General features: G+C 70.2%; 22 protein-coding genes and 1 tRNA gene. 7 read left to right on the top strand and 16 right to left on the bottom strand.

The genetic code is table 11. The annotated features are described in order from the left end of the window. The first annotated feature begins 373 nt into the window (after positions 1 to 373). Positions 374 to 1,537, top strand: a complete 1,164-nt coding sequence (gene galK / locus GFH49_RS02225) for a galactokinase (RefSeq protein ID WP_155054020.1) — start codon at positions 374 to 376, stop codon at positions 1,535 to 1,537. Here the strand turns inward: galK and GFH49_RS02220 are convergent. After that, the gene (locus GFH49_RS02220; protein ID WP_155054031.1) at positions 1,530 to 1,985 is read right to left on the bottom strand and encodes a GNAT family N-acetyltransferase; all 456 of its coding nucleotides are present in this window, start codon (positions 1,983 to 1,985) and stop codon (positions 1,530 to 1,532) included. The two genes, galK and GFH49_RS02220, sit on opposite strands and share 8 nt — an antisense overlap. A 230-nt stretch (positions 1,986 to 2,215) precedes the next feature. On the opposite strand from GFH49_RS02220, the gene GFH49_RS02215 reads away from it, so the two are divergent. Next, positions 2,216 to 2,986, top strand: coding sequence for a LuxR C-terminal-related transcriptional regulator (locus GFH49_RS02215; protein WP_155054019.1), 771 nt, complete (start codon positions 2,216 to 2,218; stop codon positions 2,984 to 2,986). Between the two features lie 143 nt (positions 2,987 to 3,129). On the opposite strand, the gene tamR is transcribed toward GFH49_RS02215, so the two are convergent. Then, on the bottom strand, positions 3,130 to 3,627 hold the full coding sequence (tamR, locus tag GFH49_RS02210; RefSeq protein WP_155054018.1) for a MarR family transcriptional regulator TamR: 498 nt from the start codon (positions 3,625 to 3,627) through the stop codon (positions 3,130 to 3,132). A 127-nt stretch (positions 3,628 to 3,754) separates the two neighbouring features. Between tamR and GFH49_RS02205 the strand changes: the two genes are divergently transcribed. Further along, the gene (locus GFH49_RS02205) at positions 3,755 to 4,564 is read left to right on the top strand and encodes a trans-aconitate 2-methyltransferase (RefSeq protein WP_155054017.1); all 810 of its coding nucleotides are present in this window, start codon (positions 3,755 to 3,757) and stop codon (positions 4,562 to 4,564) included. 7 nt (positions 4,565 to 4,571) lie between these two features. Here the strand turns inward: GFH49_RS02205 and GFH49_RS02200 are convergent, their stop codons facing one another. The 4 genes from GFH49_RS02200 to GFH49_RS02185 are packed head-to-tail and all read right to left on the bottom strand — an operon-like array spanning position 4,572 to position 6,798. Next, complete coding sequence (locus GFH49_RS02200) at positions 4,572 to 4,826, bottom strand: type II toxin-antitoxin system RelE family toxin (RefSeq protein ID WP_155054016.1); 255 nt, start codon at positions 4,824 to 4,826, stop codon at positions 4,572 to 4,574. After that, positions 4,827 to 5,075: a type II toxin-antitoxin system Phd/YefM family antitoxin gene (locus GFH49_RS02195; protein ID WP_155054015.1), complete on the bottom strand. Its 249-nt coding sequence runs from the start codon at positions 5,073 to 5,075 to the stop codon at positions 4,827 to 4,829. Positions 5,076 to 5,116: 41 nt separating this feature from the next. Then, positions 5,117 to 5,791 carry a TetR/AcrR family transcriptional regulator gene (locus GFH49_RS02190; RefSeq protein ID WP_155054014.1) on the bottom strand — a complete coding sequence of 225 codons (675 nt, stop codon included), beginning with the start codon at positions 5,789 to 5,791 and terminating at the stop codon, positions 5,117 to 5,119. Further along, entirely contained in the window at positions 5,788 to 6,798 is a 1,011-nt protein-coding gene (locus GFH49_RS02185) for an acyl-CoA desaturase (RefSeq protein ID WP_155054013.1), read from the bottom strand. The genes GFH49_RS02190 and GFH49_RS02185 overlap by 4 nt, the downstream gene beginning before the upstream one ends. Before the next feature lie 253 nt (positions 6,799 to 7,051). Between GFH49_RS02185 and ppc the strand changes: the two genes are divergently transcribed. Next, positions 7,052 to 9,793, top strand: a complete 2,742-nt coding sequence (ppc, locus tag GFH49_RS02180; RefSeq protein ID WP_155054012.1) for a phosphoenolpyruvate carboxylase — start codon at positions 7,052 to 7,054, stop codon at positions 9,791 to 9,793. Between the two features lie 122 nt (positions 9,794 to 9,915). On the opposite strand, the gene GFH49_RS02175 is transcribed toward ppc, so the two are convergent. From GFH49_RS02175 to GFH49_RS02140, 8 genes are all read right to left on the bottom strand, one after another. Next, on the bottom strand, positions 9,916 to 10,599 hold the full coding sequence (locus tag GFH49_RS02175; protein WP_155054011.1) for an LAVTG motif-containing sortase-dependent surface protein: 684 nt from the start codon (positions 10,597 to 10,599) through the stop codon (positions 9,916 to 9,918). A 174-nt stretch (positions 10,600 to 10,773) separates the two neighbouring features. Next, the gene (locus GFH49_RS02170) at positions 10,774 to 11,274 is read right to left on the bottom strand and encodes a hypothetical protein (RefSeq protein WP_155054010.1); all 501 of its coding nucleotides are present in this window, start codon (positions 11,272 to 11,274) and stop codon (positions 10,774 to 10,776) included. Between the two features lie 71 nt (positions 11,275 to 11,345). Continuing rightward, positions 11,346 to 11,948, bottom strand: coding sequence for an aminoacyl-tRNA hydrolase (pth, locus tag GFH49_RS02165; RefSeq protein ID WP_155054009.1), 603 nt, complete (start codon positions 11,946 to 11,948; stop codon positions 11,346 to 11,348). Between the two features lie 73 nt (positions 11,949 to 12,021). Beyond that, the gene (locus GFH49_RS02160) at positions 12,022 to 12,615 is read right to left on the bottom strand and encodes a 50S ribosomal protein L25/general stress protein Ctc (protein WP_155054008.1); all 594 of its coding nucleotides are present in this window, start codon (positions 12,613 to 12,615) and stop codon (positions 12,022 to 12,024) included. A 179-nt stretch (positions 12,616 to 12,794) separates the two neighbouring features. Then, positions 12,795 to 13,775: a ribose-phosphate diphosphokinase gene (locus GFH49_RS02155; protein WP_155054007.1), complete on the bottom strand. Its 981-nt coding sequence runs from the start codon at positions 13,773 to 13,775 to the stop codon at positions 12,795 to 12,797. Positions 13,776 to 13,861: 86 nt separating this feature from the next. Beyond that, entirely contained in the window at positions 13,862 to 15,310 is a 1,449-nt protein-coding gene (gene glmU / locus GFH49_RS02150) for a bifunctional UDP-N-acetylglucosamine diphosphorylase/glucosamine-1-phosphate N-acetyltransferase GlmU (RefSeq protein WP_155054006.1), read from the bottom strand. 119 nt (positions 15,311 to 15,429) lie between these two features. Continuing rightward, positions 15,430 to 15,504: transfer RNA gene (locus GFH49_RS02145), tRNA-Gln, on the bottom strand. Between the two features lie 29 nt (positions 15,505 to 15,533). Further along, positions 15,534 to 16,391, bottom strand: coding sequence for a helix-turn-helix domain-containing protein (locus tag GFH49_RS02140; protein ID WP_155054005.1), 858 nt, complete (start codon positions 16,389 to 16,391; stop codon positions 15,534 to 15,536). Between the two features lie 167 nt (positions 16,392 to 16,558). Between GFH49_RS02140 and GFH49_RS02135 the strand changes: the two genes are divergently transcribed. After that, entirely contained in the window at positions 16,559 to 17,866 is a 1,308-nt protein-coding gene (locus GFH49_RS02135; protein WP_155054004.1) for a sensor histidine kinase, read from the top strand. 176 nt (positions 17,867 to 18,042) lie between these two features. Here the strand turns inward: GFH49_RS02135 and GFH49_RS02130 are convergent, their stop codons facing one another. Beyond that, positions 18,043 to 18,537 (bottom strand): SUKH-3 domain-containing protein, encoded by a 495-nt coding sequence (locus GFH49_RS02130; RefSeq protein WP_155054003.1) that lies wholly within the window; start codon positions 18,535 to 18,537, stop codon positions 18,043 to 18,045. Between the two features lie 34 nt (positions 18,538 to 18,571). Further along, on the bottom strand, positions 18,572 to 19,108 hold the full coding sequence (locus tag GFH49_RS02125) for a YwqJ-related putative deaminase (RefSeq protein ID WP_155054002.1): 537 nt from the start codon (positions 19,106 to 19,108) through the stop codon (positions 18,572 to 18,574). Between the two features lie 292 nt (positions 19,109 to 19,400). Here GFH49_RS02125 and GFH49_RS02120 point away from each other — a divergent pair, with 292 nt between their 5' ends. Both GFH49_RS02120 and GFH49_RS39760 read left to right on the top strand, forming a co-directional pair. Further along, on the top strand, positions 19,401 to 20,414 hold the full coding sequence (locus GFH49_RS02120; protein WP_155054001.1) for an SMI1/KNR4 family protein: 1,014 nt from the start codon (positions 19,401 to 19,403) through the stop codon (positions 20,412 to 20,414). Positions 20,415 to 20,422: 8 nt separating this feature from the next. After that, the coding region (locus tag GFH49_RS39760; RefSeq protein WP_521968909.1) for an SUKH-4 family immunity protein at positions 20,423 to 22,284 on the top strand (1,862 nt) is incomplete at its 3' end.

The raw sequence follows: 22,284 nt of genomic DNA, 5'->3' as shown, positions 1-22,284 counted from the left end.
AGACGCGCGGTACGTGAACGCAGACGCGCGGTAAGCGAACGCAGATGCGCCTCAAGTGAACGCGGTCGCGCGGCAAGTACTGCGTCTTCCCGGAGGACGGGCTTCCGGGCTTCCGGGCCCCCGGGCCCCCGGGCTTCCGGGCCCCCGGGCCCCCGGGCTTCCGGGCCCCCGGGCCCCCGGGCCCCCGGGCTTCCGGGCCCCCGGGCCCCCGGGCTTCCGGGCTTCCGGGCTTCCGGGCCCCGGGCCCCGGGTTTCCCGGCCCCGGCAGAGAAGCAGGCCGACCGAGGTGACCGGCGCGGACACCGTGAGGCGAACCCGAGTAAATTCAAGGGCCGGTGCAGACCGGTCGGTTCGAAAGGTCAGGGGTCAGGGGATGTGCGAGCCTGTCGTCGGTGGTGTCGCCGAGCGGTTCAAGGAGCTGTACGGGGCCGGGCCGGAGGGAGTGTGGGCGGCGCCGGGCCGGGTCAACCTGATCGGCGAGCACACCGACTACAACGACGGCTTCGTCATGCCGTTCGCGCTGCCGCACGTCACGGTCGTGGCGGTGTCCCGGCGCGAGGACGGCGTCCTGCGCCTGCACTCGGAGGACGTCGAGGGCGGGGTGGTGGAACTGCGCCTGGACGACCTGGAACCGGCGTCGGACCGGAACTGGACGGCGTACCCGGCAGGCGTGGTGTGGGCCCTGCGCGACGCGGGCCACCCGGTCACCGGCGCCGACCTCCACCTGACCTCGACCGTCCCGTCCGGCGCGGGCCTGTCCTCGTCCGCGGCGCTGGAGGTCGCGGTCGCCCTGGCCCTGAACGACCTGTACGAACTCGGCCTCAAGGGCTGGCAGCTGGCCCGCCTGTGCCAGCGCGCCGAGAACGTCTACGTCGGCGCCCCCGTCGGCATCATGGACCAGACCGCGTCCGCCTGCTGCACGGCGGGACACGCCCTGTTCCTCGACACCCGCGACCTCTCCCAGCAGCAGATCCCCTTCGACCTGGCCGCCGAGGGCATGCGCCTGCTCGTCGTCGACACCCAGGTCAAGCACGAGCACTCGACCGGCGAGTACGGCAAGCGCCGCGCCGGCTGCGAGAAGGGCGCCGCGCTGCTGGGCGTGGAAGCGCTGCGGGACGTACCGTACGACGGCCTGGACGAGGCGCTCGCACGGCTCGGCGACGAGGAGGAGGTGCGCCGGCTGGTGCGGCACGTCGTCACCGAGAACCACCGGGTGGAGCAGACGGTCTCCCTGCTGGAGGCCGGTGAGACCCGCGCGATCGGAGCGGTACTCGTCGAGGGGCATGTCTCCCTGCGCGACGACTTCCGCATCTCCTGCCCCGAACTGGACCTGGTCGTCGACTCGGCGCTCTCGGCGGGGGCGATCGGCGCCCGCATGACCGGCGGCGGCTTCGGCGGCTCCGCGATCGTGCTGGCCGGGACCGCGGACGTCGACACCATCACCAAGGCGGTGCAAGAGGCCTTCGCGGCGGCCGGATTCACCGCGCCGCGCGTCTTCGAGGCGGTGCCTTCGGCGGGGGCACGGCGACTCAGCTGAGCTGCTTGGTCAGCGTGTACTCCGTGATCCCCGGCGGATAGTCGGGGATCACGCACACCACGTCATAGCCCTGCTTGCGGTAGAACTCCGGCGCCTGGAAGTCCCACGTCTCCAGGCGCGCGCTGAGGCAGCCGCGCTCCGTGCGCGCGACGTGCTCCGCCTGCGCCAGCAGACGGGTGCCGAGCCCCGCGCCCCGGAGGCGCTCGTCCACCCACAGATACGTCACATGCAGCCACGTGGTCCAGGTGTGGCCGACGAGGCCGCCCCCCACGCGGTCGTGGTGATCCAACGCCCAGACGTGGAGCGGAAGTTCCCGTTCCCCAGAGGTTCCGCGCAGTCCGCGCAAGATCGGTGAGGCCGCCGTGTTGCTGGCGCGGAGGCGGGAACGAAGCAAGTCGCGTCGCTCTTTGTCGACTTCTGTCTCGATACGAAACATGCGGCACACCATAAACGCGCTGGACAACCAGTTCTGCAAATTGCCTTCCGCTGTCCGCCCCCGTCCGTACCCTGATGAACAGCACCGGTGGGGGCCGGTGCTGATCAGGGGGCGAGACAAGTCGGGTACGACGCCCGCAGTGGGGGTAGCAGTCTCTGCATGGCGGCGGCCGTGCAACTGCGCCCACTCCTGGGCGTCGTACCCGCACAGGTCGTCGTTTCCCGGACCAGTGGGGGTTTTCAGTGGTTCGTATCCGAGTCCTGGTCGTCGACGATCACCGCATCTTCGCCGAGTCGCTCGCCGCCGCACTGGCCGCCGAGCCGGATGTCGACGTGTCCGCCGCGGGCAGTGGCCCGGCCGCCATGCGCGGCCTGGAGCGCGCTGCCGCCGAGGGGCGCCGCTTCGACGTGCTGCTCGTCGACGCCGATCTGGGGGGCAATGTGCCGGGCGTCCGTCCCGCCCCCGTACAGGAGGGAAACGAGGACGGGCTCGTCGACGGGATCTCCCTCGTCGCCGGGGTCCGCACCGCACAGCCGGGCGTACGGATCGTCGTCCTCGCCGAGAAGGACGACCCGCGCCGGGCCGCGCTCGCCCTGCAGGCCGGGGCGTCGGGCTGGGTCGCCAAGGACTGTTCGCTGTCCCGGCTGCTCACGGTCATCCGGGGCGTCCTGCGTGACGAGACCCATCTGCCGCCCGCCCTGCTCACGGGCGTCCTGCGGGAGTTGACGGCCGCGCGCAAACACCGCACCGAGAGCGAACGGCTGGTGGAGTCACTGACGCCCCGGGAGCGCGAAGTCCTCCGGTGCATGGTGGCCGGCCTGGGGAGGAAGGCGGTCGCCGAGCGGCTGTATCTGTCCCCGCACACGGTCCGGACCCACATGCAGAACGTCCTCGGCAAGCTGGGCGTCCACTCGACGCTGGCCGCGGTCGCGCTGGCGCGGCGGGCGGGGGTCGGACCGGTCGACCTGGGGCCCGCCGGGCGGATCGGGGTGGAGGAAAGCAGCAGCGCCTGATCAACGCGGCTGAGCGGCAACGCCCTGACAGGGGGGCGCGGGGGTGTGCCGAATATGCGGCTCCGCCCCGCGGGCGCGACCGGCCACGACGGCGCCGCAGGCAACCGACGACACATCCCGGCACTCCCAGCGGAGCGCTGCGCTCACCCCGGGATGTTGTCGAACGGCGCGGTCAGCTGGCGTAGCAGCGCGGCCAGTTCACCGCGCTGGGCACTGGACAGCTCCGCAAGGATCGCCCGCTCCTGGTCGAGCAGGCCCGCGAGCGCCTGGTCGGCCCGGTCGCGGCCCTCCTCGGTCAGCCGGACCAGCACACCGCGCCGGTCACTCGGATCGGGCAGCCGCTCGACCAGGCTCTTCTTGGCCAGGCGGTCGATGCGGTTCGTCATCGTGCCCGAGGTGACCAGGGTCTGTGTCAGCAGCTGTCCCGGCGAGAGCTGATACGGCGTCCCGGCCCGTCTGAGCGCGGTCAGCACGTCGAACTCCCAGGGCTCCAGGCTGTGTTCGGAGAAGGCCAGCCGACGTGCGCGGTCCAGGTGCCGGGCCAGTCTGCTCACCCGGCTGAGCACCTCAAGCGGTTCCACGTCGAGGTCCGGGCGCTCCCGGCGCCACGCTGCGACCAGCCGATCGACCTCGTCCTCCATGACGATCAGTGTAGTGGTTGTGTCGACGTGAAGTCTCTTGATGTCGACTATCTTGACGTCAAGCTAATGAACGGGGCAGGCTGGGTACCTGTCAGCCACGGTCGCTCCCCCCTCCCGGAGGCCCCTCATGTCCGCCCCCACGTGGGACCCCACCCAGTACCTGCGCCATGCCGGCCACCGCGCCCGCCCCTTCACCGACCTCCTGGCCCGCATCCCCGACCTGCCCGGCACCCCGCCCCGCATCGCCGACCTCGGCTGCGGCCCCGGAAACGTCACCGTGCTCCTCGCCGGCCGCTGGCCCACCGCGCACATCACCGGCTACGACAACTCGCCGGAGATGCTGTCCCGGGCCGAGGCTCATGCGGGCCCCACACCGGGCGGCGGCCGCCTCGACTTCGCCCCCGCCGACGCCCGCACCTGGGAGCCCGTACGGCCGTACGACCTGATCGTCAGCAACGCCACCCTGCAGTGGGTCCCCGGGCATGCGGACCGTTTCGCGGACTGGATCGCCGGGCTGACTCCCGGCGGCACCTTCGCCTTCCAGGTCCCCGGCAACTTCGACGCCCCGAGCCATCGCCTGATGCGCGAACTCGCGCACTCCGTCCGCTGGAAGGACCGCCTCGCCGAGACCCTGCGCCACGAGGACGCCGTGCTCGCCCCGCGGGCCTATCTGGGCAGGCTGGCCGACCTGGGCTGCGCGGCCGACGTCTGGGAGACGACGTACGTCCATCTGCTGACCGGTGAGGATCCGGTGCTGGACTGGGTGAAGGGCACGGGACTGCGACCGGTTCTCACCGCGCTCGCCGACGATCCCGAGCTGCGGGACGCGTTTCTCGACGAGTACCGGGCCGCCCTGCGCACGGCCTGTCCGCCCGGTCCGCACGGCACCCCGTTCCCGTTCCGCAGGATCTTCGCCGTGGCCCGGAAGGGCGGTTGATCGCCGGTCAGCGAGGGATACGGCCCAGGCTGGTGACGAGGATGTGGATCACGCCGTCATCGATCTTGTACATGACCCGGTAGTCGCCGACATGCAGGCGTCGCACATCTTGGGATCCGTACGGAGTGGAATGGGCTGGACGGGGCTGGGTGGCCAGGGTGTCCACGGCTTCATAGACGGCGGCCAGCCCGGTGGGGTCGTCCTTGAGGAACCGCACGGCCGCGTTGGTGGCGCGCGGTTCCCAGATGATCTCGTAGGTCACTTACCGCAGCCCCAGCATCCGGCCGACTTCTTCGTGCGGGATGCCCGGGGCCAGAGTTCCGCGCTCCTTGTTGAGTTCGTACTCGGCCAACGCCAGGGCGTCCTCGAAATCCTCTATTACCTGGGGAGAGATGAGGAGTGCGGCGACGTGCCCATGGTCGGTGAGTGCGATGGTCTCGCGGCCGTGGGCGGCACGGCGGACCAGGTCGCCGAGCTGGGAGCGGGCAGCGCTGATCGCGATCTCTGTCATGACCAAACGGTATCACAAGGTTAATCTAGAGGAATGTTCATTCAGCTCTTCCGGCGTCCTATCAGGCGCGGCTTCGCCTCCAGGCCGTCCAGGCCGTGCCACGCCAGATTGACCAGATGTGCCGCGACCTCCGCCTTCCTCGGGCGGCGGACGTCGAGCCACCACTGGCCGGTGAGGGCGACCATGCCGACCAGGGCCTGGGCGTAGAGGGGGGCCAGCTTGGGGTCGAAGCCGCGCCTCTTGAACTCGCGGCCCAGGATGTCCTCGACCTGGGTGGCGATGTCCGAGATGAGGGAGGCGAAGGAACCCGTCGACTGGGGGATGGGCGAGTCACGGACGAGGATGCGGAAGCCGTCCGTGTACTCCTCGATGTAGTCCAGGAGCGCGAAGGCCGCCTGCTCGCAGAGCTCCCGGGGATGGCCCGCGGTGAGGGAACTCGTCACCATGTCCAGCAGGCGCCGCATCTCCCGGTCCACCACCACGGCGTACAGGCCCTCCTTGCCGCCGAAGTGCTCGTACACCACCGGCTTGGACACCCCGGCCTTCGCCGCGATCTCCTCCACCGAGGTGGCCTCGAAACCCCTCTCCGCGAAGAGGGTGCGACCGATCTCCAGCAACTGCTGGCGGCGCTCCGCACCGGTCATCCGAGTACGGCGTGCCCGCCGCGGCTTCTCATTGCTGGACGTGCTGGGATCGGTCGCCACGGCGTCAATCATGCCGCCTCGGTGGCCGCCTTCCCCCTCCGGGAGCCGTCGTTGTCGGTGTTACGGCGTGAATCGATACGTGAGCGTGACGGCCAGCGCACGTCGTACGCCCAGCCGAACTGCTCGCACCAGCGGATGATCCGGGCCGAGGAGTCGATCTGGCCGCGCTCCACACCGTGCCGCGCGGAGGTCGGGTCGGCGTGGTGCAGGTTGTGCCAGGACTCACCGCAGGACAGGACCGCCAGCCACCACACGTTGCCGGACCTGTCACGGGACTTGAAGGGGCGCTTGCCGACCGCGTGGCAGATCGAGTTGATCGACCAGGTCACATGGTGCAACAACGCCACTCGAACGAGTGACCCCCAGAAGAAGCCGGTGAACGCTCCCCACCACGACAACGTCACCAGACCGCCGATCAGTGCGGGCAGGGCGAGGGACAGCACCGTCCAGTGGATGAACCGGCGGGAGATCGTCCGGATCGTGTCGTCCTTGATCAGATCAGGCGCGTACTTGTCCTGCGACGTCCGCTCCTCGTCGAACATCCAGCCGATGTGCGCCCACCACAGCCCCTTCAGCAGCGCCGGGACCGTCTCCCCGTAGCGCCACGGAGAGTGCGGGTCGCCCTCCGCGTCGGAGAACTTGTGGTGCTTGCGGTGGTCGGCGACCCAGCGGACCAGCGGGCCCTCCACCGCCATCGAACCGGCGACGGCGAGCGCGATACGCAGCGGGCGCTTCGCCTTGAAGGAACCGTGGGTGAAGTAGCGGTGGTAGCCGATCGTGACGCCGTGGCAGGTGAGGAAGTAGAAGAAGACCAGCAGACCGAGGTCCAGCCAGCTCACGCCCCAGCCCCAGGCCAGCGGCACCGCCGCGGCGAGTGCCAGGAAGGGGACGACGATGAAGAGGAGGAGCGCGAGCTGTTCGAGCGACCCTTTCTTCTCGCCGCCGAGCGTGGCTTTGGGGAGTGAGGTGTCGTTGGGCGCCTTCGGGGCGTCGTCGATCACATCGGAGCTTGTGGTCATGGGGCGTCCCCTGTGGGGTCGTGGGTTGAGGCAGGTGCCCGGCCGGGAACCCAGGGTCGTCGAGAGCTCTGACGGGAGTCCCTACGGTTCCGTAACCTACGGCGACGTAAGTATGGCAGCGCGTCGCTGGGCGGCAAGAGCCCGTGGGCCAGCGCGTCCGGCCGGACACCTATCCTGGAGTCGGTCGGACAGCGCGGTCCGCTCTCATTAGTTCCCTCCCGGACGAGCTTCAACACTGCAAGGAGCCGCACCTGTGAGCAGTGCCGACGACCAGACCACGACCAGCAGTGAGCTCCGCGCCGACATCAGGCGGCTGGGCGACCTCCTCGGCGAGACCCTCGTCCGGCAGGAAGGCCCTGAGCTGCTGGAACTCGTCGAGAAGGTCCGCCGCCTCACCCGTGAGGACGGCGAGGCCGCCGCCGAGCTGCTGCGCGGCACCGAACTGGACACCGCGGCCAAGCTGGTCCGCGCCTTCTCCACCTACTTCCACCTGGCCAACGTCACCGAGCAGGTCCACCGCGGCCGGGAACTGCGCGCCAAGCGCGCCGCCGAGGGCGGACTCCTCGCCCGTACGGCCGACCGGCTGAAGGACGCCGACCCCGAGCACCTGCGCCAGACGGTCAGGCACCTCAACGTCCGTCCCGTTTTCACCGCCCACCCGACCGAGGCCGCGCGCCGGTCGGTACTCAACAAGCTCCGGCGCATCGCCGCGCTCCTGGAGACCCCGGTGATCGAGGCCGACCGCCGCCGCCACGACACCCGACTGGCCGAGAACATCGACCTCGTCTGGCAGACGGACGAGCTGCGCGTCGTACGCCCCGAGCCCGCGGACGAGGCCCGCAACGCGATCTACTACCTCGACGAACTGCACGCCGGCGCCGTCGGGGACGTACTGGAGGACCTGACCGCGGAACTGGAGCGCGTCGGCGTGCGGCTCCCCGACGACACCCGCCCGCTCACCTTCGGCACCTGGATCGGCGGCGACCGCGACGGCAACCCCAACGTGACCCCCGCCGTCACCTGGGAGGTGCTGATCCTCCAGCACGAACACGGCATCAACGACGCCCTGGAGATGATCGACGAACTGCGCGGCTTCCTGTCGAACTCCATCCGCTACACCGGCGCGACCGAAGAACTGCTCACGTCGCTGCAGACCGACCTCGAACTCCTGCCCGAGATCAGCCCCCGCTACAAGCGCCTCAACGCCGAGGAGCCCTACCGGCTCAAGGCCACCTGCATCCGGCAGAAGCTTCAGAACACCAAGCAGCGCCTCGCCACCGGCACCCCGCACGAACCCGGCCGCGACTACCTCGGCACCTCCGAGCTGCTGCAGGACCTCACCCTGATCCAGACCTCGCTCAGGGAGCACCGCGGCGGACTGTTCGCGGAAGGCCGGATGAACCGCACCATCCGCACCCTCGCCGCCTTCGGCCTCCAGCTCGCCACCATGGACGTACGCGAGCACGCCGACGCCCACCACCACGCCCTCGGCCAGCTCTTCGACCGCCTCGGCGAGGAGTCCTGGCGCTACGAGGACATGCCCCGCGAGTACCGCAGCAAGCTCCTCGCGAAGGAGCTGCGCTCACGCAGGCCGCTCGCCCCGACCCCCGCGCCCGTCGACGCGGCCGGCGCCAAGACCCTCGGCGTGTTCGAGACCGTCAAGCGGGCCCTGGAGGTCTTCGGACCCGAGGTCGTCGAGTCGTACATCATCTCCATGTGCCAGGGCGCCGACGACGTCTTCGCCGCCGCCGTGCTCGCGCGCGAGGCGGGCCTGATCGACCTGCACGCCGGCTGGGCGAAGATCGGCATCGTGCCGCTGCTGGAGACCACCGACGAACTGAAGGCCGCCGACACGATCCTGGAGGACATGCTCTCCGACCCGTCCTACCGGCGCCTGGTCGCGCTGCGCGGCGACGTCCAGGAGGTCATGCTCGGCTACTCCGACTCCTCCAAGTTCGGCGGTATCACGACGTCCCAGTGGGAGATCCACCGCGCCCAGCGCCGGCTGCGCGACGTGGCGCACCGCTACGGGGTGCGCCTGAGGCTGTTCCACGGCCGCGGCGGCACCGTCGGCCGCGGCGGCGGCCCCTCCCACGACGCCATCCTCGCCCAGCCCTGGGGCACCCTGGAGGGCGAGATCAAGGTGACCGAGCAGGGCGAGGTCATCTCCGACAAGTACCTCGTGCCGTCCCTGGCCAGGGAGAACCTGGAGCTCACCGTCGCGGCCACCCTCCAGGCCTCCGCCCTGCACACGGCCCCCCGCCAGTCGGTCGAGGCACTGGCCCGCTGGGACGCCGCGATGGACGTCGTGTCCGACGCGGCCCACGCGGCCTACCGGCGCCTGGTCGAGGACCCCGACCTGCCCGCGTACTTCTTCGCCGCCACCCCCGTCGACCAGCTCGCCGACCTGCACCTCGGCTCACGCCCCTCGCGGCGCCCCGACTCCGGCGCCGGACTCGACGGCCTGCGCGCCATCCCGTGGGTGTTCGGCTGGACCCAGTCCCGGCAGATCGTGCCCGGCTGGTTCGGCGTCGGCTCCGGACTGAAGGCGCTGCGCGAAGCGGGCCTGCGGCAGGAAGGCGACACCGTCCTCGCCGAGATGCACGAACAGTGGCACTTCTTCCGCAACTTCATCTCCAACGTCGAGATGACCCTCGCCAAGACCGACCTGCGGATCGCCGCGCACTACGTCGACACGCTCGTGCCGCAGGAGCTGAAGCACGTCTTCGACACCATCCGCGCCGAGCACGAACTCACCGTCGCCGAGGTGCTGAAGATCACCGGGGAGAGCGAACTCCTCGACGCCACCCCGGTGCTGAAGCAGACCTTCACCATCCGCGACGCCTACCTGGACCCCATCTCCTACCTCCAGGTGACCCTGCTCAAGCGCCAGCGGGACGCCGCGGCGGCCGGCGAGCAGCCGGACCCGCTGCTGTCGCGGGCACTGCTGCTCACGGTGAACGGCGTGGCGGCGGGACTGCGCAACACCGGCTGACCGTTCCCCGTACGGCCTTCCCCGTACGGCCTTCCCCGTACGGCCTTCCCCGTACGGCCTTCCCCGTACGACGGTGCCCCCGGCCTCGTGGAGAGGCTCGGGGGCACCGTCGTACGCGGACGTCAGGCGGACTTGCGACGCCGGAACACCAGGTAACCGCCCGCGGCCAGCAGCGCCGCGGCGGCACCGGAGAGCAGGCCGACGGGGGCGCTGCTGCCGGTCTCGGCGAGGTCGCCCGCACCGCTGCCGCCCTGCGCGGAGGGGGACGAGGACGGCGCGGCGGCCGGGGCGCCGTCCGCTGGAGCTGTGGGCTCCGTGGGCTCCGTGGGAGAGGAGGACGCGGCCGGCTCCTCGGCCGGAGCGGTCGAAGCACTCGGCGCCGGGCTGCCGCCCTGCTCGTCCTCGCAGTCCGTCCAGAACACCTTGTGCTTCGCGGAGCCGTTCTCGCCCTCGAAGTTCCAGAACAGCTTGTAGTGCCCGTCCGGCAGCGACAGATCCTCCGTACGGCCGTGCCCCTCGCCGTCCAGAGTGATCGCGCCGGACTTCACCGTCTCGCCCTTGGCCGCGGCGGTCGGGGCCCACGCCTCGATGTGCCAGTCGACCTGCTGGACGGCGTCGAAGCCGAAGGCGTCGAGGTAGAACGTGCACACGTGCGGCTCGTTGCGGCGAAGCTCCTCGCCGGTCGAGGCGTCATGGATCTTCACCGTGCCGTTGTCACCGGGAACAGTGGCGTGGGCGGCCGGGGCCAGCAGCAGCGTGGCCGAGACACCGGCGGTCAGCGCGCCGGCGCGGATGAGGGTACGCATGGGCAGTCCATCTTCGGGAGATTGAGCAGAGAAGATGTGGAGGGGGCGGCTCAGCTTCCAGCCACGACTGACCCCGGGTCAAGCACAAACAGACAACGAACAGTTTCCCCACAGAGCGCAGCGGCCCCGGACCCCTCAGACCACCACGCCCCGGACCCTTCAGACCACCATCCCTCAGATCACCACAAAAGCGGCCGTGAGCAGCGCGATCCCGCTCCCCGCCATGACCCACGCCGCCCGCACCCGCCCCAGCCCGCCCGCCACCACCACCGAGGCGAGCAGCAGCGCACCCCCCAGCGGAGCCCACGAGTACAGGACACCGGCGGGCCCGGAGCGCACGACATCACCGCCACCGGGCTTCACCACCACCGTGTACGTCTGCCCCTTCCGCACAGCGACCGACCGCTCGATGACCACACTCGCCCGGGCCCGCGACCCCGGCGAGAGAGGCGTATACGGCCCGGCACACGTGTCCGCCCCACACCGCGTCACCTCGACCGTGCCGCGCTCCCGCCCCTTCGTCAGCATCACGTACTGCGCCGTCCCCCACGACGCCCACACACCGGCGACCAGAATCAGCACGGCGACCGTACCCATCGCCGCGAGCCGGCCGAACCGCAGCGCGGTCACCGTGCCCCGGTGAGAAATGACGGCAGAAGGCATGGCCGGGATCATTGGCCATGCCCGCGCGCCCGGTCAACTCGCCTGGGGGAGATGTCGGGAGTTGTACGTACGTATCTCCGGCCTCAGGAGTTGTACGTGCTCTGCGCCCGCTCCAGCCCCTCGATCACCAGGCACTCCACCGCGTCCGCCGCCCGGTCCACGAAGTAGTCCAGCTCCTTGCGCTCCGCCGACGAGAAGTCCTTCAGCACGAAGTCCGCGACCTGCATCCGCCCCGGCGGCCGTCCGATCCCGAACCGCACCCGGTGATAGTCCGAACCCATCACCTTCGTCATCGACTTCAGCCCGTTGTGCCCGTTGTCCCCGCCACCGAGCTTCAGCCGCAACGTGCCGTAGTCGATGTCGAGTTCGTCGTGCACGGCCACGAGGTTGCCCACCGGCACCTTGTAGAAATCCCGCAGAGCGTTGAGGGGCCCGCCGGAAAGGTTCATGTACGACATCGGCTTCACGACGACCACCCGCCGACTGGCCGGCCCCGGCGGCCCGATCCGCCCCTCGACCACCTGCGCCTGCGCCTTGCCGGCCCGCTTGAACTTCCCCCCGATCCGCTCGGCCAGCAGATCCGCCACCATAAACCCGACGTTGTGCCGGTTCATGGCGTACTCGGGCCCGGGATTGCCGAGTCCGGCGATCAGCCAAGGGGCACTCGGGTCGGTCGTCACGTCCATGTCTCCGATTTTGATACGCGCCAGCCGCTGCCCCTCACGGGAACAGCGGCTGACGAAACGACGAAAGTGAGGATCAGGCCTCGGCGACCTCTTCGCCCGCCCCTTCGCCCTCCGGGGCCTCCTCCGCCTGCGCGGCCAGGACCTGCAGGACCACCGTGTCGTCCTCAACGGCCAGCTTGGTGCCGTCCGGCAGGGTGATGTCCTTGGCGAGAACGGAGTCACCGGCCGCCAGGCCCTCGACGGACACCGTGACGGACTCGGGGATGTGCGTGGCCTCGGCCTCGACCGGCAGCGCGTTCAGCACGTGCTCCAGCAGGTTGCCACCCGGGGCCAGCTCACCCTCGGTGTGCACGGGGACCTCGACGTTGACCTTCTCGCCACGCTTCACCAGCAGCAGGTCCACGTGCTCCAGGAAACCCTTCAGCGGGTCACGCTGCACGGCCTTCGGAATCGCCAGCTCGTTCGCCTTGCCGTCGATGTCCAGGGAGATCAGGACGTTCGGCGTGCGCAGCGCCAGCAGCAGGTCGTGGCCCGGCAGGGTCAGGTGCAGCGGGTCCGAGCCGTGCCCGTACAGCACACCGGGAACCTTGGCGCCACGACGGATACGGCGGGCAGCGCCCTTGCCGAACTCGGTGCGGGTCTCGGCGGAGATCTTCACCTCGGACATGCTTTTCACTCCTCGTATGGGTGAGAACGGACAGGGTCACCCGGCCACGAACGGCCTGCTACGAAGAGCGCGTCGATAACGGACAGCCGTACCGCGATGAGTACGGCCTCCCTCGCCGAGCAACTTCAGCAGTCTACTCGGCAGGGGAGGCCACACCCAAAAGGATCTTCGAGGAGCCCTTACTGCTCGTCGAACAGGCTCGTCACCGAACCGTCCTCGAACACCTCACGCACCGCACTCGCGATCGTCGGCGCGATCGACAGCACCGTGATCTTGTCCAGGTGCCCGCCCAGCTCGCCCGGCGTCGGCAGCGTGTTGGTGAACACGAACTCGCTCACCCGCGAGTTCTTCAACCGGTCCGCCGCCGGACCCGACAGCACACCGTGCGTCGCCGTCACGATGACGTCCTCCGCGCCGTGCGCGAACAGGGCGTCGGCAGCCGCACAGATCGTGCCGCCCGTGTCGATCATGTCGTCGACCAGGACACACACCCGGCCCTTGACCTCACCCACGACCTCGTGGACGGTCACCTGGTTCGCCACGTCCTTGTCGCGCCGCTTGTGCACGATCGCGAGCGGCGCACCGAGCCGGTCACACCAGCGGTCGGCCACCCGCACCCGGCCGGCGTCCGGCGACACCACCGTCAGCTTCTCCCGGTCCACCTTGGTGCCCACGTAGTCCGCCAGCAGCGGAAGCGCGAAGAGATGGTCGACGGGACCGTCGAAGAAACCCTGGATCTGATCGGTGTGCAGATCGACGGTCAGGATCCGGTCGGCACCCGCCGTCTTCATCAAGTCCGCGATCAGACGCGCCGAAATCGGCTCACGCCCGCGGTGCTTCTTGTCCTGCCGCGCGTAACCGTAGAAGGGCACGATGACGGTCACGGAGCGGGCCGACGCACGCTTCAGGGCGTCGATCATGATCAACTGCTCCATGATCCACTGATTGATCGGAGCCGTGTGGCTCTGAATCACAAAGCAGTCCGCACCACGCGCCGACTCCTCGTAACGGACGTAGATCTCACCGTTCGCGAAGTCGAAGGCCTTCGTCGGGACAACCCCGACACCCAACTGCTGGGCGACCTCCTCGGCAAGCTCGGGGTGGGCGCGGCCGGAGAAGAACATCAACTTCTTCTCGCCGGTCGTCTTGATCCCGGTCACAGCACTGTCTCCTCAGAGGTGTCTCAGCTGGGGTGTGCGGATGTGCACTTATCACGGTACGCCGAGTTTGACGCACCGGTTTCCGGTCAGCCCTCGTCACCGGCCTCCCGCGACGCCGCCTCGGCCGCCTTCGCCGCCGCGCTCCCCGGACGCTTACGAGCCACCCAACCCTCGATATTCCGCTGCTGGCCACGGGCCACGGCGAGCGAACCGGGCGGCACATCCTTCGTGATCACGGACCCGGCAGCCGTATAGGCGCCGTCCCCGACCGTGACAGGAGCCACAAACATGTTGTCCGAACCGGTACGGCAGTGCGAGCCGACCGTCGTGTGGTGTTTCTCCCGTCCGTCATAGTTCACGAACACGCTCGCGGCACCGATGTTCGTGTACTCGCCGATCGTCGCGTCACCGACATACGACAGATGCGGGACCTTCGTCCCCTCACCGATCGAGGAGTTCTTGGTCTCGACGTACGTACCGACCTTCGACTTGACCCCGAGCCGAGTGCCGGGCCGCAGATAGGCATACGGCCCGACGGACGCCTGCGGCCCGACATCCGCGCCGTCCGCGACCGTGTTGTCGACACGCGCACCGGCACCGACGCGGGTGTCCTTGAGCCGGGTGTTCGGTCCGACCTCGCAGCCCGCACCGAGATGAGTCGAACCGTGCAACTGGGTTCCCGGGTGCACCACGACGTCCTGCTCGAAGGTCACGGTGACGTCGACCCACGTCGTCGCGGGATCGATGACGGTCACGCCGGCCAGCATCGCGCGCGTGAGCAGCCGGTCGTTGAGAATCCGACGGGCCTCGGAGAGCTGGACCCGGTTGTTGATCCCGGCGATCTCCCGGTGATCGACGGCAACGGAAGCACCGACACGATGACCGGCCTCCCGCAGAATCCCGAGAACGTCGGTGAGGTACTCCTCGCCCTGGCTGTTGTCGGTACGGACCTTCCCGAGGGCGTCGGCCAGCAACTGCCCGTCGAACGCGAAGACACCGGAGTTGATCTCACGGATGGCCCGCTGCGACTCGGACGCGTCCTTGTGCTCGACGATCTCGGTGACGGCACCGGAAGCACCGTCCCGCACGATACGGCCGTACCCCGTGGCGTCCGGCACCTCGGCGGTGAGGACGGTGACCGCGTTGCCGTCGGACGAATGGGTGGCGGCGAGAGCCTGGAGCGTCTCCCCGGTGAGCAACGGGGTATCGCCACACACGACCACGACCGTGCCGTCGACCGAACCGCCCAGCTCCTCCAGAGCCATCCGCACGGCATGCCCCGTACCGTTCTGCTGCGCCTGGACAGCCGTGCGCACGTCGGGGTCGACCTGGGTGAGGTGCGCACCGACCTGCTCACGCGCGTGACCGACCACGACGACCAGATTCTCGGGCTGCAACTCCCGCGCCGCGGCGAGCACATGGCCCACGAGACTGCGGCCACAGATCTCATGCAGGACCTTCGGTGTGGCCGACTTCATACGGGTGCCCTCACCCGCTGCGAGTACGACGACGGCTGCCGGGCGAATGGCGCTCACGGGATGCCCTTCGGCTGTGGAGGGGGTGGGGTGGACATCCGCAGGATACCGGGGGGAATCAGGGGGGACATGAGAGTGGGTCCTGACTGGGCTGTGCCAGTCAGGACCCGAACCGCGTATGGCTCCCCTGCCAGGACTCGAACCTGGAACAAATCATCCAAAGTGACCCGTGTTGCCCATTACACCACAGGGGAGTGTATAGCGATCTAAAACGGACATTTCGCTAGTCCGCTGCGGTCGCGCCACCTACTATGCCGCACCAAGACCCTTCGATGCGACGGTACAAGTCGGCACCCTTCAGGACTTTGATCACGAGGCAACCTCGGTAGTTGTCGCCGACGTTCTTCCGAACCGTCTTCGGGTTGTGCTTCTTGAGTGTCGTCTTGTTGAAGACCGAGCTGTCGTCGCCGACGAGGTCGGCCCAGTACTGCTCGGCACCTGCCACGTCTGCGTTCTCGTGGATCATGACGGTGTAACGGAGGCGTTCGCGTTCAACTCCGAGAAGGTCCAGCCAGGCCAGGAAGACCTGAATCATGCCTGGGTCGCTGTTGACGAAGGCGACGTTCTCTCGGCGGTCGTACGGCTTGTCCTTGCCGCCCTCCGCCCAGTAGAGGCTCACGCCTACCAGGAACAGCTCGCGAGGCGAGAGCTTGCCCACGGCTTGTTTCGCAGCTTCCTTGGTCCGTTGCCGCTCCTTGTCCCGCACCGCCAGCTCGTGTCCCCAGCGCTTCCGTGCCGCCAGCTTCGCCTGCTCCGTTGGATCGCGCCGCTCCGGCTTCGGCAGATCCCGTACCCACAACGAGATCGAACTCTTCGAGCACCCCAGCTCCACCTGGATCTGGTCGTACGTCCAGCCCTCCAGCCGGAGTTCCCGTGCCCGCGCCCTGAGGTCGTCCTTCGCGTTCGGCCGCTTCGTCCATTCCGGCGCCGGCTCGCCCTCCAGGAGCCGGTTGAGGATGTCGTTGTTGTCGACGTGCAGTCGGTCGCGGATCTGGCGTCGGCTGAGGCCTGCGCGGCGCAGCGCCACCGCCTGTTCCCGGAGTCCCTCGAAGTCGGCGTACTTGCCATACGAATGTGCCATGTGCATACCGTCCGGGCGGAATGATCGGCTCCGGAGGGGAACGGTGTGCGATTCAGCAGTTCGAGGGATATTGGCTGGTTTCGCTTCTGTTCGGTTACGGAGTGTGGTGTAGGCCAGTCGCGAAAACTCGCCGGAAAAGGGGGGCCTTGCGCCCGTAGGCTGGTTGCATGACCACGACGGGGGAAGAGCACGTACCGGCCCGGACGGGGCCTTGGTGGTGGGCCAGGTGGCGGAGTGCCGTGCTCGATGGGAGCTTGGCGTTCGTGTCCGCGCTGGAGTGTGCGGTGGAGGGGGTTCCGTTCGCGCGGGATGCCGGGATTCCGGTGGCCGCGGGGGTGGTGTTCGGGGTGCTGGCCGGGTCGGTGCTGGTGATCCGGCGGAAGTGGCCGATAGCCGTCGTTCTGGTGTCCATCGCCATTACGCCGGCCCAGATGGGCTTCCTGATGGCCATTGTCGGCCTGTACACGCTGGCCGCGTCGGAGCTGCCGCGGCGGATCATCGCGTCGCTGGCGGGGATGTCGCTGGTGGGGATGTTCATCGTGACGTTTGTGCGGGTGCGTCAGGACACGGCGTCGGGGGATGTGACGCTGGGGGACTGGTTCGTTCCGTTCGCTTCGATCAGTGCGTCTCTCGGGGTGACCGCGCCGCCCTTGCTGCTGGGGCTGTATGTGGGGGCTCGGCGGCGGTTGATGGAGAGCCTCAGGGAGCGGGCGGATTCGTTGGAGCGGGAGCTGCAGTTGCTTGCCGAGCGGGCCGAGGAGCGGGCCGAGTGGGCCCGGAACGAGGAACGGACTCGGATCGCTCGGGAGATGCATGACGTCGTCGCGCATCGGGTGAGCCTGATGGTGGTGCATGCTGCCGCGCTTCAGGCGGTGGCCCGGAAGGATCCCGAGAAGGCTGTGCGCAATGCCGCGCTCGTGGGGGACATGGGGCGGCAGGCGTTGACCGAGTTGCGGGAGATGCTCGGGGTGTTGCGCAGTGGGGACGGGGTGGAGCGGCGTGAGCGTGCGGTGCCGTTGGCCGCGGTGGGGGCGGCTGCTGCGGCGGCGGCCTCGCGGGCTGCCGATGAGAGCGGCGTGGGCGAGGGGCCCTGTCTGTCCGAGCTGGACGAGTTGATCGGGCAGTCGGCGGCTGCGGGGATGGCCGTGGATCTGTCGGTGGAGGGGGAGTCGCGGCTGTATGCGCCGGTGGTCGAGCAGACCGCGTACCGGGTGGTGCAGGAGGCGTTGACGAACGTCCACAAGCATGCGGCGGGGGCGAAGACGCATGTGCGGCTGGCGCATCGGGCGTCGGAGATCGCGATGCAGGTCGAGAACGAGCCGCCGCCGGAGGCCGCGTCCTCGGCGCGATTGCCGTCCGGGGGGAACGGTCTGGTGGGGATGGAGGAGCGGGTGTCCGCGCTGGGCGGGGTGTTCGTCTCGGGTCCGACGGATGCGGGGGGGTTCCGGGTGTCGGCGGTGATTCCGGCGTCGTAGGCGGGTGGCTGGGCGTGGGGGTGGCCGGAGGTGGGGGTGGCTGGTTGTGGGGGTGGCCGGGCGCGGCGATGGCTGGTTGTGGGGGTGGCCGGTCGTGGTGATGTTCCCGCGTGGTGCTGGCCGGTCGTGGTGCCGGCCGGTCGCCGTGGTGGCTGGGCGTGGTGGTGGCGGGATTGTCAGCCGGCGGTGAGGCGGGCGGGGGTTATGCCGGCGATGAGGGCGGCGAGGGCCTGGTCGATGTCGGGGCCGAGGTACCAGTCGCCGGTGTGGTCGAGGGCGTAGACGCGGCCTTCGGTGTCGATGGCGAGGATGGACTGGGTGTCGGTTTCGGCGCCGAGGGGGCTGACGTCGGTGTCGAGGGCGCGGCCGAGGTCGCCGAGGGTGCGGGCCATGTGGAGGCCGTGCAGTGGGTCGATGTGGAGGGTCGTGGGGGCGATCTGGCGGCCGGGGGCGCCGGGGGTGATGTGGAGTCCGCCGAACTCGGCCCAGGCTTCTACGGCGGCGGGGAAGACGGCGTGGCGGTGGCCGGCGGGTGAGGTGTGGTCGCGGAGGGTGTCGGCCCAGTACTCGGCCTGCTTGATGTCCCAGCGTCCGGGGTGCCAGCCGGCGGCGCGCAGGGCGGCGTCGACGGGTGTGGGGAAGCGGGTGGTGGACGAGCGGTCGGCGTGCATCTGCCCTCAATCTTGCGGGTGTTGGGGACGGGAGTCAGACGTCGGTCGCCGTGGGGTCGACGATGCGGACGCCGAAGTGGGCGCTGAGGGCGGCGCAGGCACGGCAGGGTGCCGCGAAGCTGCCGTGCAGGGGGTCGCCGTCCTCGCGGATGCGGCGGGCAGTGAGTTTGGCTTGTTTGAGAGCTTTGCGGGCTTCGCCGTTGGTCATGGGTTTGCGGGCGGCGCGTTTGCTGCGGGCGGCGTCGGTGGTGGCGATGTGCCGGGAGATGAGGATGGTTTCGGCGCAGCGGCCGGTGAAGCGGTCGCGTTGGGCGCTGGTGAGGGCGTCGAGGAAGTCCTGGACGAGTGGGTGCAGTGCGGGGGCCTGGTCGCCGCGGGCGGCGGTGCCGGTGAGGGTGGCGCCGCGGACGGAGAGGGCGGCGGCGACGGTGGGGAGTATGCCGTCGCGGCGGTGGTGGAGGGCTGGTGCGGTGCGGTTTGCGGTGTTGCTCCAGCCGATTCTCGGGTCGCCGGTCGCACCCGTGTGAGGTCCTGGGTGTGGTCCCGTTTGCGTCGCGTTCATGATCGTCATCCCCTCCCGTGCATCCCCCCGGATCACACAGAGTGCCAAATGGCGTGGCTGGTGCGGAAGCTGGGGCGGTGCAACACGCCCGGGTTTGGGCAGGCTGTCACGAGGAGGTGACGGCTGGTCACGAAAGCGAAGGGGGTGGTGACCCGGCGCCGGTGACCGGGTTGGTCGTACCGCATAGGCTGTCGGCACCGCGATGCGCGCGGTCAACGCGTTGGAGACAGTCGAATACGGGCCGTGGCGGTCGAGGGTGTCCGTCGCGGGGTCGTACAGAGTGCCGCAGGGGGCAACCGCCATGACGACAGGTCGGCTCGGGCTGGGGGCACCTCCCGGCCGCCAGGCTGGGGGACAAGCCGCGCCGCCGAACGCGGCCTATGCCGGGCAGGTCGTGCATTTCCCGGACCCGGTCCGGGCGGCCCGTCACCCCGGAGGAGTACGGGTGGACGAGCGCGGCTACCCCGACTTCTCGCCGTATGCGCGCGCGGCTGCGGAGATCGCCGATCCGCCGGAGGGCTTCGGCGTCGATGAGCTGCGGTTGACGGACTATGTGTCGGCGAACGCGGCGTTGGCGGCGTCGGGGCACGAGTTGTGGGACACGGTGCCGAGCGTGGCGACGCCGCACGGGTGGACGTGGCATCACGTGGTGGGGTCCCGGCGGCTGGAGTTGGTTCCGGTCGAGGTGAAGGCGTTGCTGCGGCATCACGGTGGTGTGGCGACGGCGGCGGTGGATCAGTACAAGCGCGGGACGCGGCCGTTGCAGGAGACGCGTCCGGCGCATTTCGGGCTGCCGAAGTCGGCGGTGGCGGTGTCGGAGACGCAGGTGCTGGGTGTCGAGGAGGAGCTCGGGTACCGGCTGCCGGGTGCGTATCGGTCGTTTCTGAAGGCGGCCGGCGGGTGTGCGCCCGTCGGGACCGCGCTGGACGCGGAGTTGGGCCTGCTGATCGACCAGCCGTTCTTCACGGTGCGGGACGAGGCGGCCGTCAATGATCTGGTCTATGTCAACAAGTGCCTGCGGGACCATCTGACCAAGGACTATCTGGGTGTCGGGTTCGTGCAGGGCGGCTTGCTGGTCGTGAAGGTGAAGGGCGAGCGGCTCGGTTCGGTGTGGTTCTGCGCGTACGACGATGCGCGCGACGCCGATCCCTCGTGGGCGCCTGCGGAGCGGGTGGAGCGGCTGCTGTTGCCGTGCGGGGAGGACTTCGACGCGTTCCTGTCGCGGCTGGCGGGGTCGCCGCCGGAGCTGGAGACGGTGGCGAATCTGATGGTGGACGGCGGGTTCGCGCGGTCCGTTCCGGTGTCCGGGGAGTGAGCTGACCGATGGTGACGTTCGCGCAGGCGCAGGAGCGCGCGGAAGAGTGGATCAACGGTGATGTGCCGTCGTACCAGCATCGTGAGGTGCGGGTGCGGGAGTTCGATCTCGGGTTCGTGGTGTGGGCTGAGGACCGCGCGGACGGGCCGCGTTCGGACGGCGGCAGGCAGCGGTTGGTGATCGCCCGGGACAGCGGTGAGGCCACGCTGTGGCCGTCGCTGCCGGTGGGTGAGGTGATGCGCCGGTACGAGGAGGAGTACGGCGGCCCGGACGGCGCGGCCGGGTCTGCGCCGGCGCCGGCTGCTCCGGCGCGGGTGGATCTGAATCAGACGTCGTTCTTGCTGACGCCGCCGGAGTGGTTGCAGGAGGCGGCGGATCAGCTGGGGATTCCGGATCGGCGGGGTGGGGCGGCGTCTGCTGGGGGGTCGGGCGCGGGTTCGGGTTCGGGTTCGGTTGCGGGGGGTGGGACGTCGGTTGCGGGTGCCGGGACGGGTGCGGCCAGGGGGGCCGGTGCGGGTCAGGCCCCGGCGGGGGCTGCGGCTGCGTCCGGTGGTGCATCGGATGGTGTCGGTGGCGGAGTTGGTGCGTCGGGGGCCGGTGGGGGCGCGGGGGCGCGTGCGGGGGTGCCCAGTGGCCTCGGTGTGCCTGCTGGGGCGACTCCGTGGGCCGGGACGGACACCAACGCGGACGCGGGTGACGACCGTTCGGTGCCGCTGCCCGAGACCGTGTCCGCGCCGCCGCTGAGCGGGTCCGACGACGAGACGTCGCCGCCCGCGCCGCCGGACGCCGAGACGGCGTTGATGTCGGGGGGCAGCCAGCTTCCGCCGACGGCGCAGGAGCCGGCGATCGGTGGTCCTGGTGCGCCTGGTGCGCTGGGTGCGCCGCAGGGGGGCACGCCGCCGCCTGCGCCGCCGTCGTACGGCTATCCGCAGGGTCCGGGTGCGTCGGGTGCGTCAGGTGTGTCAGGTGCGCCTGGTACGCCGTCATACGGGTATCCACAGTGGCCGGGTGGTGCTGCTGATGCCGGTACGCCGTCTACGGGTGCGCCGGGTCGGCCGCTCGCGCCGAACGCCGGGGAGATCGCCGACGCCGCCACGAGCAAGGCGGGGCCGCCGGAGGCGACGCGTGGCGGGGCGGCGGTGCCGCCGCCTCCTCCGCCGGGTGCTCCGGGGGCGAGGGCGGGAGACACGCCTCCTCCTCCTCCTCCTCCTCCGCCGCCGCCGTCCGGGCCCGGTGCGCCGGGTACACCGGCGGGCGGCTATGTGCCGACCCAGCACGTGTCGGCGCTCGGCCCCGACGGTTCAGGGGGGCCGGCCGGTGCGGGGGGCGCTCCGCGGACGCCGGGCGCCCCCAATCCGCCCGGTGCGCCGGGTGCGCCGGGTACTCCCGGCGGTAGTCCTCCGGGCGGCGTTCACCATGCCGCCACGATGCTTTCCGACCCTGGCCGGACGGGACCGGGTGCGCCTGGCGCTCCCCAGCCTCCTGGCGCCCCAGGCATGCCGGGTGCGCAAGGTTCTTCCGGGGGCCCGGGTGGCGTACACCACGCGGAGACCGTGCTGTCCGCGCCCCCCGTGGGCGGCCCTGGCCAACCGCCACCGCCACCGCCGCCGCAGGCCCCCGGCGCCCCCGGCATGGCACCGCCTGCCCCCGGCGCCCCCGGCATGTCACCCAGCCAGGGCCCCCACCCGGCCCCACCTGGTCAGACACCTCCCGGCCAGGTACCCCCAGGCCAGGTACCCCCCGGCGCCATGCCCCCCGGCCCTGTGCCGCCCCCCGCTCCTGCGCCGCCTTCAGGCCACCCCGCGCCCGGCCAGTCGGCGGCACCAGGTCAACCCATGCCCGGCCACCCCGCGCCCGGCCAGTCGGCGGC

This window comes from Streptomyces blattellae (assembly GCF_009709555.1).
Classification (GTDB): Bacteria; Actinomycetota; Actinomycetes; order Streptomycetales; family Streptomycetaceae; genus Streptomyces; species Streptomyces blattellae.
This window is presented reverse-complemented; position numbering and strand designations above follow the sequence as displayed.

Excerpts from the sequence above, each read along its gene's own strand:
- GFH49_RS02170 (WP_155054010.1), bottom strand. The coding sequence starts at position 11,274 with ATGATCCCGGCCATGCCTTCTGCCGTCATTTCTCACCGGGGCACGGTG.
- GFH49_RS02130 (WP_155054003.1), bottom strand. The coding sequence starts at position 18,537 with ATGCACGCCGACCGCTCGTCCACCACCCGCTTCCCCACACCCGTCGAC.
- tamR (WP_155054018.1), bottom strand. The coding sequence starts at position 3,627 with ATGGAGGACGAGGTCGATCGGCTGGTCGCAGCGTGGCGCCGGGAGCGC.
- GFH49_RS02135 (WP_155054004.1), top strand. The coding sequence starts at position 16,559 with ATGACCACGACGGGGGAAGAGCACGTACCGGCCCGGACGGGGCCTTGG.
- GFH49_RS02140 (WP_155054005.1), bottom strand. The coding sequence starts at position 16,391 with ATGGCACATTCGTATGGCAAGTACGCCGACTTCGAGGGACTCCGGGAA.
- pth (WP_155054009.1), bottom strand. The coding sequence starts at position 11,948 with ATGGACGTGACGACCGACCCGAGTGCCCCTTGGCTGATCGCCGGACTC.
- GFH49_RS02160 (WP_155054008.1), bottom strand. The coding sequence starts at position 12,615 with ATGTCCGAGGTGAAGATCTCCGCCGAGACCCGCACCGAGTTCGGCAAG.
- GFH49_RS02190 (WP_155054014.1), bottom strand. The coding sequence starts at position 5,791 with ATGATTGACGCCGTGGCGACCGATCCCAGCACGTCCAGCAATGAGAAG.
- GFH49_RS02125 (WP_155054002.1), bottom strand. The coding sequence starts at position 19,108 with ATGACGATCATGAACGCGACGCAAACGGGACCACACCCAGGACCTCAC.
- galK (WP_155054020.1), top strand. The coding sequence starts at position 374 with ATGTGCGAGCCTGTCGTCGGTGGTGTCGCCGAGCGGTTCAAGGAGCTG.
- GFH49_RS02205 (WP_155054017.1), top strand. The coding sequence starts at position 3,755 with ATGTCCGCCCCCACGTGGGACCCCACCCAGTACCTGCGCCATGCCGGC.
- GFH49_RS02195 (WP_155054015.1), bottom strand. The coding sequence starts at position 5,075 with ATGACAGAGATCGCGATCAGCGCTGCCCGCTCCCAGCTCGGCGACCTG.
- GFH49_RS02220 (WP_155054031.1), bottom strand. The coding sequence starts at position 1,985 with ATGGTGTGCCGCATGTTTCGTATCGAGACAGAAGTCGACAAAGAGCGA.
- GFH49_RS02120 (WP_155054001.1), top strand. The coding sequence starts at position 19,401 with ATGACGACAGGTCGGCTCGGGCTGGGGGCACCTCCCGGCCGCCAGGCT.
- GFH49_RS02185 (WP_155054013.1), bottom strand. The coding sequence starts at position 6,798 with ATGACCACAAGCTCCGATGTGATCGACGACGCCCCGAAGGCGCCCAAC.
- GFH49_RS02175 (WP_155054011.1), bottom strand. The coding sequence starts at position 10,599 with ATGCGTACCCTCATCCGCGCCGGCGCGCTGACCGCCGGTGTCTCGGCC.